General features: G+C 57.0%; 10 protein-coding genes. 8 read left to right on the top strand and 2 right to left on the bottom strand.

Translation table 11 applies throughout. The features are described from left to right. The first annotated feature begins 318 nt into the window (after window positions 1-318). On the top strand, window positions 319-1,884 hold the full coding sequence (gene katA, locus IE158_RS12440; RefSeq protein WP_189644035.1) for a catalase: 1,566 nt from the start codon (window positions 319-321) through the stop codon (window positions 1,882-1,884). Window positions 1,885-2,094: 210 nt separating this feature from the next. Here the strand turns inward: katA and IE158_RS12435 are convergent, their stop codons facing one another. Continuing rightward, a complete protein-coding gene (locus IE158_RS12435) occupies window positions 2,095-3,114 on the bottom strand; it encodes an MBL fold metallo-hydrolase (RefSeq protein ID WP_189644034.1) in 1,020 nt (339 codons plus the stop codon). A gap of 277 nt (window positions 3,115-3,391) precedes the next feature. Between IE158_RS12435 and IE158_RS12430 the strand changes: the two genes are divergently transcribed. After that, on the top strand, window positions 3,392-4,192 hold the full coding sequence (locus IE158_RS12430; RefSeq protein ID WP_189644033.1) for a ParA family protein: 801 nt from the start codon (window positions 3,392-3,394) through the stop codon (window positions 4,190-4,192). Further along, complete coding sequence (locus tag IE158_RS12425) at window positions 4,192-5,103, top strand: ParB/RepB/Spo0J family partition protein (RefSeq protein WP_189644032.1); 912 nt, start codon at window positions 4,192-4,194, stop codon at window positions 5,101-5,103. The genes IE158_RS12430 and IE158_RS12425 overlap by 1 nt, the downstream gene beginning before the upstream one ends. Window positions 5,104-5,218: 115 nt before the next feature. Here IE158_RS12425 and IE158_RS12420 read toward each other — a convergent pair whose 3' ends face one another. After that, window positions 5,219-6,670, bottom strand: coding sequence for a replication initiator protein A (locus tag IE158_RS12420; protein WP_229839112.1), 1,452 nt, complete (start codon window positions 6,668-6,670; stop codon window positions 5,219-5,221). 731 nt (window positions 6,671-7,401) lie between these two features. Here IE158_RS12420 and glcF point away from each other — a divergent pair. From glcF to IE158_RS12395, 5 genes are all read left to right on the top strand, one after another. Next, window positions 7,402-8,679 (top strand): glycolate oxidase subunit GlcF, encoded by a 1,278-nt coding sequence (glcF, locus tag IE158_RS12415; protein WP_189644030.1) that lies wholly within the window; start codon window positions 7,402-7,404, stop codon window positions 8,677-8,679. After that, window positions 8,679-10,076 carry an FAD-binding oxidoreductase gene (locus IE158_RS12410; protein WP_189644029.1) on the top strand — a complete coding sequence of 466 codons (1,398 nt, stop codon included), beginning with the start codon at window positions 8,679-8,681 and terminating at the stop codon, window positions 10,074-10,076. Before glcF ends, IE158_RS12410 begins: the two co-directional genes overlap by 1 nt. Further along, window positions 10,063-10,728, top strand: coding sequence for an FAD-binding oxidoreductase (locus IE158_RS12405; protein ID WP_189644028.1), 666 nt, complete (start codon window positions 10,063-10,065; stop codon window positions 10,726-10,728). Before IE158_RS12410 ends, IE158_RS12405 begins: the two co-directional genes overlap by 14 nt. Window positions 10,729-10,811: 83 nt before the next feature. After that, window positions 10,812-11,390 (top strand): YIP1 family protein, encoded by a 579-nt coding sequence (locus tag IE158_RS12400; protein WP_229839111.1) that lies wholly within the window; start codon window positions 10,812-10,814, stop codon window positions 11,388-11,390. Window positions 11,391-11,764: 374 nt separating this feature from the next. Further along, a complete protein-coding gene (locus tag IE158_RS12395) occupies window positions 11,765-12,865 on the top strand; it encodes an IS4 family transposase (protein ID WP_444542462.1) in 1,101 nt (366 codons plus the stop codon). Window positions 12,866-13,040: the final 175 nt, after the last annotated feature.

Below are 13,040 nucleotides of genomic sequence, written 5' to 3'. Positions count from 1 at the left end.
AGCCGCCCTGCTTCATATTTTTCTGCGATCCAGACAACGTTTCCTTCAACCTGTCAGGTACTGAGGCCTCAGGGACCGGAAAACCTGAGAGAGAACTAAAGAATATTTACTCGGCTCACAAAATCAGGAGGGGAAATCTTAAGAGAAGCCTGAGCTGCCTGTCTCTGATGTCCTATCCCCGCCTACCGCCTTGCTTGAAACATGGCACACGCCAAACGGACCCGGCCACATGGTCGTCAAGTCCATACCTCCCTTCATCCGGCAGATTCTCAGATAAATTCCCTTTACTGCTTACAGGTCTTCGGGTAGGCTAGGTCTATGAATAGGAATGATTCTCAACAAGATCAGAATCTTCACCAGGGCCGGAGTGCTGAGACGCTGACCACACGTCAGGGCCATCCGGTACACGACAACCAGAACAGCCGCACCATTGGGAACCGTGGGCCGATGACGCTGGAAAACTACCAGTTCATTGAGAAGCTCAGTCACTTTGACCGCGAGCGTATCCCTGAGCGTGTGGTTCACGCACGCGGCGCGGGTGCTCACGGTATTTTTGAAGCGACTGGCAAAGTGGGCGACGAGCCCGTCAGCCGTTATACCCGAGCCAAGCTGTTTCAGGAGGCTGGAAAACAGACCCCTGTATTTGTGCGCTTTTCTACGGTGGGCCACGGCACACACTCGCCCGAGACCCTACGCGACCCACGCGGCTTTGCTGTGAAGTTCTACACTGAAGACGGCAACTGGGACCTGGTGGGCAACAACCTGAAGGTGTTCTTTATCCGTGACGCCATCAAGTTCCCTGACCTGATTCACTCACAGAAGCCCAGCCCCACCACCAATGTGCAGAGCCAGGAGCGCATCTTTGATTTCTTCGCTGGAACTCCTGAGGCCATGCACATGATTACCCTGCTGTATTCCCCCTGGGGCATTCCAGCCACATACCGTCATATGCAGGGCGGCGGCGTGAATACCTACAAGTGGTACAACGAGGCCGGTGAAGGCGTGCTGGTCAAATATCACTGGGAGCCCAAGCAGGGCATTCGCAACCTGACCCAGGAGGATGCCGACAAGGTGCAGAGCACCAACTTCAACCACGCCACCAAGGACCTGCACGATGCCATTGAGCGCGGAGATTATCCGCAGTGGGACCTGTACGTGCAGATCATGGACGATGGTGCCCATCCTGAGCTGGATTTCGACCCGCTGGACGACACCAAAATCTGGCCGCGTGAGCAGTTCGCCTGGCAGCATGTGGGTACCATGACCCTGAACCGCAACCCGGAGAATGTCTTTGCTGAGACAGAACAGGTGGCGTTCGGCACCGGAGTTCTGGTGGACGGCCTGGACTTCAGCGATGACAAGATGCTGCAGGGACGCACTTTCTCTTACTCCGACACCCAGCGTTACCGCGTCGGCCCCAACTATCTGCAGCTGCCCATCAACCGGCCCAAGTGTCAGGTGGCCACCAACCAGCGTGACGGACAGATGGCCTTCCATGTGGATACCTTCCCTGGCCAGGATGCCCGCGTCAATTACGAGCCCAGCATTCTGAGCGGTCCTAAGGAAGCTCCCCGCGAACACAATCCCCATACGCCTTACGTAGAAGGCAAACTGGTTCGCGAAGCCATTGACCGCCCCAACAACTTCGGCCAGGCAGGCATGCAGTACCGCAATTTTGCAGATTGGGAACGCGCTGAGCTGATCAGCAACCTGTCGGGTGCCCTTGCTGGCTGCGACGAGCGTATCCAGAAGAAAATGCTGGAATACTTCTACGCCTGTGACGAAGACTACGGCAAGCGTGTAGAAGAAGGCGTCAAGAAGGTACAGAGCCAAGCCAAGTCGCAGCTCCAGGAATACGGGCGTGAAGCCTCCAGCCTGTATTGATCTCTTTTTCTGACCAGTCAGCCAAGTCCAATATCAGCGAGCCGCCCATCCCGGGCGGCTTTCTATTAAGGGGTTAGGAAAGAAAATTCCTTGGGAGCCAGACAGCAAAGCCAGGGACTTTCAACGTGAAAGTAAAGCTGGAAACCTATTCCTTCAGTGACGCCGGGAATCACGCTTTCCTGGGTGGCTCAGTGCTGAAAAGACGGCATATCAGTGTGCAGCAGACCAGAGGGCCACTCCGCTGTCAGACAGCTTCTCATCCAGCTTGCCCTGCTGCGCCAAGTATTCGGCAAGGGCCGCAGTCTGACTGAGCAAGAGGCGTGCCCGCTGTTCTGGCTGCCCAGGATGCAGCGCCTGACTTATTTCAAAGACAGACTGTCCCGGTAGTGAGCGCACTTGCTCAAAGACCCGCAGTAGCTTCTCCTCCACTTTCCGGCGAACTCCAGCAATCCGCTGCTCCGGCTGTTCTATAGGCGAGCCATGACTGGGCAGAACCTGCCGAATCGCGGTTTGCTGTTCTATGGTGTCCAAAGACTGCAAATAATGCCTCAAGCCCAAAAAAGGCCGCAGGCGCTCCGGCCACAGCGGAGGCAAGCTTGGGGGTAGCAGATGATCAGCGGTCAGCAGCACTCCGTCTATGTTCAACGCCACCTGACCAGCAGCATGTCCTGGAACATGCACACTTTGAATCAACCCGTCCAGCAGTTCACCTGGAACTATCTCGGTTGCAACATCCACCCCTGCGGGCAGGATGGGCCTCTTCTGTCCTGACAGCCAAACTGCCGACATCTCTGGTGGAACGCCCATCCACTGGCACAGCTGCTGTTGAGCCGTCAAAGAACGCTGCTGCGCGCCAGCAGGGTCACGCAGAGATTGCGCAGCCAGGGCGTGGGCGGCCAGCGGTGCCCTGCTCCGCTGCTGGATCAGTGGGAGCCCACCTATATGGTCTGGATGCTCATGGGTCAGGATGATTCGGTCCATCACCTCGAGGCTGACCCGCTCACCGTATTCGGCCTGTAGGACACTCAGCCCTGCCATAATCTGCTGCGCACAAGCAGGTCTTTCACTTCCCACATCAACCAGGGCTGTGTAAGTGGGATGCTGCACTTCGCCCTGGATGATCACAAAAACGTTGACCGGTAAAGAACGGTAAGCGGCCACCTCCAGCGTATAGATACGTATGCCAGAGTCAGTCACGATACGGCGCAGATCAGAAGGCAGAGCGGTCACAAGTTCTACTATAGGGCTGAGGCGAACAGTAAGCCGGCGAAAAAACGCTTTACTTTCACCTTGAAAGTCCCACATTTTTGCAGAGCGTTATGGCCCGAAGAAGCCTTGTAGGGCATATAGAAGTGTGTCTTTACGCTCTCGCAATACCTCTGTCCAGATGGCTTCTCTGGACCAAGTCATCGGTATACTTTCAAGTTGAAAGTGCTTTTCCCTTGCTTAGTCCCGCTGAGGCTCGGTGTGCCCAGGCAAGGCTCACCCATCCGCCTTAAGGAGGCCCATGAAAATACTCAGTTTCTGGAACGAAGCCGGTGGAGCTACCAAGACGACCATGGTGGCCGAACTGGGTTATCTGCTGTCGACTCGTCAGAACAGCGCTGGCAACACCAACCGGGTGCTGCTCATTGATCTTGATCCCCAGCGAAGCCTAACGCGCCGTATGGGACTGCTGGACGACCCAGCCAGCAAAGCCCACCGACTGGGATCGACCCTCAATATCATCCTGCAAGAGGCAGAGAATGATTTTCCTGAGCCTTTCACTCCCGAGCGGATGCCCGCCCTACGGGTGATTCCCGCACATCAGCAGCTGCGTTCGCTGGATAACATCCTGATGACAGATGACAATCTCCTGATTGGCCTGCGCGACGCACTACGGCGGCTAGAACCTGAATACGATTATGTCCTGATTGATACCCCGCCTAGCAACGGTGGACTGACGCGCGCAGCCTTGGTCGCCTCAGACGCTGCCGTTATTCCTATGCCCACACATATCAAGTCCGTCGAAAACATTGAGAATGTGACTCAGGTCTTGGCCCAGTGCCGCCGACTCAATCCTTCCTTGCAGATTGCTTCTTTTATTCCCACTGTTTACAACAAACAGCGGACCCAGGACCGGGAAATCTATGAAATGGTGGCCCAACAACTCACTGATCTGGCTCCCGTTTCTCCACCTGTGACGGAGAGACCTGCGATTTTCCGCGATGTCCTGCCTGCCCGTGGAGCCGTCGCCCTGGACCAGCCAAGTAACCCCGCCACACAGGAACTGAACGCCGTTCTCGACCACTTGCTGGAGGTGATCTGATGGCCAAGAAAGTGAGCGCGGCTTCCCGCATTGATCTGGGAAAAGCAGTAGAAAACTACCGCCGTGAGGGCGTTGATCAGATTGAAATTGATCAGATTGTGATTATCCCGGGCCATAATCCACGGGGGTACGCTACGGGTGAAGCAGCTTTTGAGGGCCCAGCTTTTGAAGCCTTGACTCAAAGCATCCGGTCTTTCGGTGACGTTTTCCAACCCATCGTGCTGCGCCGCAAGAGTGCCAGCAACCTTTACGAACTGATAGCGGGCGAACGGCGTTGGCGGGCAGCCAAAGCTGCTGGCCTGACCCACATCAGTGCTTTGGTCCGCGAACTGAATGATGACCAAATTGTTCGTGTAGCAAGGGAAGAAAATGAGCTGCGCGAAGCGGTTAGTAGCATTGATCTGCTCTTCGCTTCTCTGGATCAACTGGCCAGCAGAGTAGGTGTGCCCGTGCGAGATCTCCGGGGAGTTCTCATCCGTGCTCGGGACAGGGGAGACCAGCTAGATGGTGAGGGCCCAGAGTCTCAGGTCAAGCGCTGGATAGATTTGCTGGGCCTGCCAAGCCTGGCAACCCTCGTACGCTCAGCCCGCTTGCTGGACTTGACACCAGATGAGCGCCAGGCCATGCGCGAAGGCCTCAGCCAACAAGCCGCCTTGGCACTGCTGGATTTGGGAGATCATCCCCAGCGGGGAGAGCTCCTTGAACAGACCTTAGCCAAGGGCTGGAATGCTCAGCAACTCCGCGAACAGATTGTGCAACTACAGGGGAAGGAGACTTCCGCCGTTCAGCATCTTGCCAAAACCGTGCGCCAGCAGCTGGGCTCCAGACAGATGGGCCGCTTGCCAGCCAAGAAGCAAAAGCGGGCAGAGCAACTCCTGCGGCAACTTGAGGAACTGTTGGGAAGCTCTTAACTCCTGCTTCCGCTGTAAAGCCTGTGAAGGCCTTCCGCATCCAGATTGCGGGCCCAAGTACCAAGAGCACTCCAAAGGCCTCCCAGACCCCTTCTAGGGGCGTGCAATGGCATCCTCAGGCTTGGCGCTCATAGACATGGCGAATCTCATGGGCAAAATCACCTAGGCGGAGTTCAGAAGCGGCGCGGGTGACTGCACGGTAGATGTCATATGGCTCCACCTCTCCAGCATGCATAGACCGTAAAAGGGCTTTCAGGGCCTTCTCTGATATTTCTCGTCCAATAAACATACGAACTTGGTTTAGAGCCCGCGCTGCCTGCTCCGACTTGTCTAACCCCAAAAATTCTTCTTCAAGGCGGTGGTTAAGTTGGGCTTCTTCCGCCTCCATACGCTTGGCGATGCTGGCGGCTTGCAGGGAGGCCTTGGCACGCTGTGGCTCTTGTTGGTATCCTTCTGGATCGGCATATTTTCCCGAAACATCCCTAATGACATCAACCAATAAAGCACTCTTCTTGCGCGCCTGGTATCCACCCTTGATCATGGCTTCAAATTTTTCAAGTTTCTGGGTAACAAGTGCCTCCCCATAATCAGCTACCAGTTTGCGAGCAACTGTAGGGGCAACTCCGTACCTTCTCAGAGCATCTGCCACTGGTGTGTCTGGAATGACCTCTATTACCGGCTCAGGGGCAGGAGTACTTGTGGGAAGATCTCCAAATTTATAAATAATTACCGTTTCCGCTCGAGCTCCCTCATACTCTACAGAGAGTAAATATCCACGCTCCAAAAGTTCCTTGTGAGCACTTTCAAGATTACGCTTGATGCGGGCCGGAACTGTCTCTCGCAACTTGCATTCTCTAGCCCATTGCTGAAGATTGATACGAAATTCTGCGGCAGCCTCCATTTCAGCTCCAGGCTGATAGCGATGCGCATCCAACACTCGATAAAGACTTCTTGTCAGTGACCTCTTAAGACTAAGAACGAAGCTCATATCCAGAGGCTTCAAATACTTCTCTCGAATACTTTCTACAACAGGGCGGGCCAGCTGAATTTTAAGGGCTGTTCCACTGCCAAAACCCAATCCATCTTGCGTCTCAGCAGTAATACGCTCAATGATATTGAATTTGACTGTAGTCCAGCGTTGTCGTTTATGATCTCTCCAAGACTCACTTGCAGTATATGTAGCAGCTTTCAAACGATCCAAGCTCTCCTGAAGAGATTGATAATATTGCCCTGAGTCTGGGAAACCAGCACGCTGGAGCAGTTGATAAGCCGTAGTGTGGACAATTCCAGACTCAGGTGCTCCTTGCTCCAGATACATCACATTCAAAATAGTGGCGAAATCGCCATCTAAGCCATGTGGGACACCACCATATTCTCCGGGGGAAATACAAGTTAAGCGAGCTGGGCGTTCATCAACTGTAAATTCGATGTCCCAACGGGTGTAGTCATCAGGAATACGCTCCTGAACACTGATTAAGCCAAGCCTTGCTGAGTTGGCTTCATCGAAACGGTCCAACTGAGCAGGTGGGGTAGGTGTAACGGCTTTGAGTTTGCCAGAGCGTGACAAGTGCAATCTCCCTCATTCCACTATACCCAAGACTGACCGGAAGCAGCCCACTACTCTCCTTTGGTACAGCTCACAGGGACTCTGCTTGCTGAGATACTTGATGATGATTTTTGATATATTTGATCTTTTAAAAGATATATGATGATCATCATCAAGGGGCCGGAGAACTTATGCGTGCCAGACGACAAAATATTCGCTCACATGCCGAGTAAATCGGGTGGAATTACAAAAAAGATGCCGAGTAAATCGGGTGAACATGCCGAGTAAATCGGGTGGAATTACAAAAAGATGCCGAGTAAATCGGGTGAACATGCCGAGTAAATCGGGTCTACGGTTGTGGATAACCCTGTCAAACATGCCGAGTAAATCGGGTGAACATGCCGAGTAAATCGGGTCTCCACCGCCTTCAACTACCGATTTACTCGGCATGCAGTTTTTGAAGATGCCGAGTAAATCGGGTGAACATGCCGAGTAAATCGGGTCTCCACCGCCTTCAACTACCGATTTACTCGGCATGTCTTCTCTGGTCAATCCGCCATTGTCAATGCATCAATCCATGCCGTTCTGGATAGCGTTTTCCCATGATCTTGTCGCGATTTAGGCTCGAAGTGACTTTGTAGCTCTTATCACAACATGCCGAGTAAATCGGTAGGGGATTTTGGGCAAAAAAACTGTGCCTTCTTCCCCTTGGCTAGCCTCCTGATGGACAAAGCAGCTACACTAGTTTCACCGTGAAACATGAAGTGCCGGTCTTCCAGCTTGGGCCGCAGGGCGAGGTTATGGCACACGCTATTGACGCGTGCGTCCACTGTGGTTTCTGCTTGCCAGCTTGTCCTACCTACGCCCTGCTGGGCGACGAGATGGACAGTCCAAGGGGGCGTATCGTCCTGATGAAAGAGGTTCTGGAAGGCGAACTGGCACTGGAGGACGCTGTACCCCATTTGGACCGCTGCCTGGGTTGCCAGGGATGTGTCACAGCTTGCCCGAGCGGAGTGCCTTACGGCGAACTGATCACGGGTTTCCGTGGCTGGAGCGAGCCACAGCGCCAGCGCCCGCTGCTCCAAAAGGCGCGCCGGACGGCTCTGCTCAGGGTCTTGCCTTCCCCACAACTCTTTTACGCGGCTGCCACATTGGGCCAGCATGCCAAGCCACTCTCGCCCTTGATGCCTGCGCTGCTCAAGCCTGCCCTGGACCTGCTTCCTAGGCGGGTGCCGCGGCGCAACCGTCTTCAGCCCTTTTTCCCCGCAGAGGGTCCTATACGTGGCCGGGTGGCCTTGCTGGCTGGCTGTGCTCAGCAAACCCTCGCCCCCAATTTCAATGAAGCGACCATCCGCGTCTTGACCCGCAACGGCTTTGAAGTGGTCGTGCCAGCTGGGCAGGGATGCTGCGGTGCGGCGGCGCTGCACACTGGTGAACGCGACTTGGCACTGAGGCAGGTCAAACAGAATCTTCAGGCTTTCGGTGGAGAGAACTACACTGCAATCATCAGCAATGCGGCGGGCTGCGGTGCGGGTCTCAAGGAGTATCCAGTAGTGGTCCGTGGTCAACCTGAAGAGGCGCAGGCCCAGGCCTTGGCCGCTCAGGTGCAGGACATCAGTGAGTTCTTGGGTGGGCTGCTGGACAGGGGAGAGCTGCGGCCCACGCTGCCTGCTTCACAGCCGCTGCGGGTGGCTTACCATGACGCCTGCCACTTGGCGCACGCACAGGGTATTCGCAGGGAGCCGCGTGAGCTGCTGCGATGGATCGGTGGGATAGAGGTACTGGAAGTGCCGCGCGGTGATCTGTGCTGTGGCTCAGCGGGCACCTACAACATCGAGCAGCCTGAGCTGGCCGCGCAACTGGGGCAGCTAAAGGCCGCTCACATTCTCTCGGTTCAGCCAGACTTGATTGCTTCTGGCAATATCGGCTGTCATACCCAGATAGCCAGCCACACCCGCGAGCGAGGCAGTGCCGTGCGCGTGATGCATACAGTTGAGATTCTGGACTTGGCGTACCGAGGTGAGTTGTGATGCCTGCCAGTGAATTTGGGCAACTTCAGCGCCGCCTGGGCGCGGGCAAGGTGCTGCTGCGGCCTTCTGAGTGCAGCAGCTACCGCTACGACGCGATTCAGTTTGGAGTCAGGCCACTGGCTGTCGTGTTGCCCGAAACGGTGGAGGATGTGGTGCAAGCGGTCAGGGCGGCCCAAGCCGCCGGAGTGCCGGTGGTAGGACGGGGCGCGGCCAGTGGTCTCAGTGGTGGTGCCGCGCCCGCCCAACCGGGCCTGGTCGTTAGTTTTACGCGCATGACGGCCCTGCGAATTCTGCCCCAGCAGCGTGAAGCGGTGGCGCAGGCCGGTGTGGTCACTTTGGCCGTTTCGGAAGCGGCGCGGCTGCACGGCCTGACCTATCCGCCGGATCCGGCCTCCCTGCGGACCAGCACCATCGGCGGCAATTTGGGCGAGAATGCTGGTGGACCGCTGTGCTTCAAGTACGGCGTGACAGGCGACTACGTGAGGGCCTTGCAAGTCGTAGATGCGGACGGTGAAATCCATCACCTCACCCGCGACGCCTATGACCTGGCGGGCCTGATGATCGGTTCTGAAGGCACCCTGGGCCTGATTACTGAAGCCACGCTGCGGCTGGTGCCTCCGGCGCGCCATACCCTCACCCTCCAGGCCAGTTTTGGATCGTTGGAAGCCTGCGCTGCGGCGGTAAGCACGGCCATCTCAGCGGGGACCGTTCCCGCCAAGTTGGAATTTATGGACGCGGCGTGTATCGGTGCGGTGGAGGACTATCTCCATCTGGGCCTGCCCCGCCACGCGGCAGCCTTGCTGCTGGTGGACAGTGACGGCGATGATCCCGCGCAGGTTGAGGCTGAACTGAAGGTGGTCGAGGAGGCGTTCCGTGCGGCTGGGGGCGAGGTGCGGCGTGCCCGTGACGCTCAGGAAGCGGCGGCACTGTGGCAAGCGCGCCGTTCGGTGTCGCCCGCGCTGGGCCGCATTCGCCCGGCCCGCATGAACGAAGACATTGCTGTGCCGCGTTCCCGGCTCCCCCAGGTGGTGGCCGAAATTCAGGCTTTGGCTGAGCCTTATGGATTTCCACTGGTGCAGTTCGGGCACATCGGAGACGGGAATCTGCATCCCAACATCCTCTTTGACCCCCGCCGGGACGATCCAGAACAGGTGCATGAACTGGCACACCGCATTGCTCAGGTGGCGCTGCGGCATGGGGGCGTCCTCAGCGGCGAACATGGCATCGGGTCCATGAAAAGGGCTTTTATGGCCGAGGCGGTGGATACACAGACGGCGGCGGCCTACTGGGCGATCAAGGACACCCTGGACCCAGCTGGGCGGCTCAATCCCGAAAAGTTGCTCCCGCCGCGTGGGGCCTTGGCTACAGGCCCGGAGGTCGCCCATGCCGGTGCTTGAGCTGAATGCCGATGACCAGACCGTGACTGTGAGTGCCGGTTGCAGCTGCGCCGAACTGTACGCCGCGCTGCCCCCCGGCCTGTTGCCGCCAGTGCCTCCGCTGGAGCTGCCTGGTGGGGTGGGCGGGCTGGTGACCAGGGGCGGCTTTGGGCAAACCTTCTTCTTCCCGGCGGATGTGCTGGGGCTGACCTTTGCTGCTCCGTCGGGGAACCGGATTCAGGCGGGTGGGCGCACCGTCAAGAATGTCCAGGGCTACGACCTGACCCGGCTCTTCGTGGGCAGTTTTGGGGTGCTGGGAGAGCTGGAGCAAGTCACGCTGCGGCTGCGGCCTGGCCGATGGCTGGGCTGGGCCGGGCCAGGCTCGCTGCCAGACCTGAAGCGGTTGCCTCCGCAGGCCCGCTTCGCCTGGCTGGACGGGGCCGCGCCACCAGAGCGGCAGTTGCGTGTGCTGTTCAGCAGTCCGCCCCCTGCGCCGTTCATTGCCGAGCCGGTTGAGCATCTGGAAGACTGGACCGCCCGCTTTCCTGCTGGGTTGGGCGTGGCGGCAGGTCCGGATGCTGTACAGGTTCAGGACGCCCGTTTCGGCTGGACCGACGGCGCTGGACGCCCCACCGTGCCGCCCCTGTTTCAGCGGTTGGCCGACGCGCTGTAATTCGGCAGACCGTCCCTTCCCTAAAGCCTATGTCGGCCCGGCTATCATGCGGCCTTTTTGTTCGGGCCGCTATGCTGGGCAGTATGACCTTGACCGATCACATCCGCCGCTCGGTGGACGACGAAATGCGCCAGAGCCTGGCTGTACTGACGCGGCCCAGCGTCCGAACCTTCGAGTTGTTCGAGCGCAAAGGTGGCGTGAACGAAGCCCTGATGTATGTGTTGCTGGCCAGCATTGTTTCGGCAGTCGTCGCCGCATTTATGGCTTTTATGCCGTGGCACGCCGATATTTCTCCCTGGGCACAGTTTGTCAACCGTCTGGTAGGCATTCCCATTCAGTTCGGTATTTTTACTGGAGTGGTGTACTGGGTGGGCAAGCAGTTCTTCGGCGGCACGGGCCGCTACGCCGAAGTCGCTTACACCTTTGCCCTCTTTTTCGTGCCTCTCAGTCTGCTGAGCAGCGCTCTGGGCTGGATTCCAGTGCTGGGCTTTTTTGTCAGTCTGCTGATTTCGCTGGCGCTGATCTACTACGGTTACCTGGCCGTACAGTCCTCAATGAACATCCGCGGGGGAGCCAACCCGGCCATTACCTTGCTGGTGGCTGCCTTGGGCACCACTGCACTGAACTTCCTAGTGTTCGGCAACTGGTGGCAAGGCTTCTAGAGAGTTTGACAACCAGAGCATTTGACAGCTAGGGAAGACATTTTCTCGGCAAGCGTGGCAAGTGCGAAATGTTGAGCAGGACGGCGAATAGAGTGGTTTGGGTGGTTTTTCCCGAGCCACTCTATTCAGCCTTGTAGAACTGTGCAGCAGAGCCTGCCAGGTCAGAAACTTCGGTGATGACTTTGGCAGGCTCTGCTATGCGGCTTCGCTCCATATGCCGACAGGTCATGCCGTCATATAGGCAACTGTGGGCTGTACCGCCTGAAACATCTGTCATACCGCGAAGAGTTTGTCGCCGAGCTCAGTACCTGACAGGTTGAAGGAAACGTTGTCTGGATCGCAGAAAAATATGAAGTAGGGCGGCTTATGGAGGTGTGAAACCGAACCAAGCCGCCCTGACGAATGTTGACACATTCGTGGTCTACCTGAAAGAGCGTCTCCCACACCACCGAATAGATCGTCTGCGCTGCGTTTCAGAAGTCCTGTTTGGCATCTTGCAGGCAGAATCTACCCTCCACCGCAAAATCGCGCTCCATATTGACCGTGCTGCGACGACACCGTCCATCACGCGTATGGTGGCTCGCGTGCTGCATGGTGCAGGCCTGACCCAGCAGGACATCTTGGATGTCCTGCTTCCACTGCTGCCTGAGGGAAAACTGCCCCTGATCATGGACCGCACCAACTGGAAGCACGGCCAGTCTCACCTCAACCTGTTGGTCATTGGCGTGGTGCTGGGCAACGTTACTCTTCCACTTGCTTGGAAAGAACTGAAGCATGGCGGTAACAGTGAATCCAGGGCACGCATGATGCTGGTGGGTCAGCTGCTGAGACGCTTACCCGCACGCAGGTGGAAGGTCCTGATCGCGGATAGGGAGTTTCTCGGTCAGGAGTGGTTCACGTTTTTGCGGCGCAGCGGGATCAAAAGATGTATTCGTATTCGGGCCAATACCGTGGTAGACGGTGAATATGCTCGTGACTGTTTCGCGTCACTGGAGCCTTGTCAAACACGAGCCCTGTTTGAAAAGGTCTGGGTTCAGGGCGACTGGATGCGAGTGGTCGCGACGCTCTCCCCAGAGGGAGAGCGGGTCATTGTCGCTTCAGATTTATCCGTCTGGGACACGCTCAACGTCTATAGGCAGCGCTGGGCCATCGAAACCACCTTCTCTGCCATGAAATCCAGAGGCTTGAATCTGGAGCAGACCCACATGATCAACCCGGAGCGGGTGGGGAACTTGTTTGGGCTGCTCACCCTAGCTCTGACCTGGATGCTGCGTGTTAGTGAATGGCGGACTGAACAGCAACCTATACGTGTCAAAACACATGGTCGCCCTGCGGTCAGCAGGGCGAGGTACGGGTATGAGGAGCTGAGCCGTGCGCTGCGGTGGGGCGGGGAGAAATTCAGGCTCTTCCTGGACCTCTTGAGGACGCCATTTCCTGCGTCAGGAGGGGATGAAAGGCAACCTGTCAGGTACTGAGGTCGCCGAGTTGTCCCTGCAAGAAAATCTGCTGTTCCATGAGACCTCAGTACCCGACAACTTCATATCCAGACGTGAGGGACAGCAAAAACAGACCTCGCTCCCCGGTTCAGCTTGAAGGCTGGATTCAGGGAGCGAGTGACGCTTTGATGAGTGTGTGAAAACAGAACAAAAC

It is taken from the genome of Deinococcus piscis, assembly GCF_014653275.1.
Classification (GTDB): domain Bacteria; phylum Deinococcota; class Deinococci; order Deinococcales; family Deinococcaceae; genus Deinococcus; species Deinococcus piscis.
Note: the sequence above shows the minus strand (reverse complement) of the source record. Positions and strands in the feature narration are given on the sequence as shown.

Coding starts and splice junctions, on each gene's coding strand:
- IE158_RS12410 (WP_189644029.1), top strand. CDS start 8,679: ATGCCTGCCAGTGAATTTGGGCAACTTCAGCGCCGCCTGGGCGCGGGC.
- katA (WP_189644035.1), top strand. CDS start 319: ATGAATAGGAATGATTCTCAACAAGATCAGAATCTTCACCAGGGCCGG.
- IE158_RS12405 (WP_189644028.1), top strand. CDS start 10,063: ATGCCGGTGCTTGAGCTGAATGCCGATGACCAGACCGTGACTGTGAGT.
- IE158_RS12425 (WP_189644032.1), top strand. CDS start 4,192: ATGGCCAAGAAAGTGAGCGCGGCTTCCCGCATTGATCTGGGAAAAGCA.
- IE158_RS12430 (WP_189644033.1), top strand. CDS start 3,392: ATGAAAATACTCAGTTTCTGGAACGAAGCCGGTGGAGCTACCAAGACG.
- IE158_RS12400 (WP_229839111.1), top strand. CDS start 10,812: ATGACCTTGACCGATCACATCCGCCGCTCGGTGGACGACGAAATGCGC.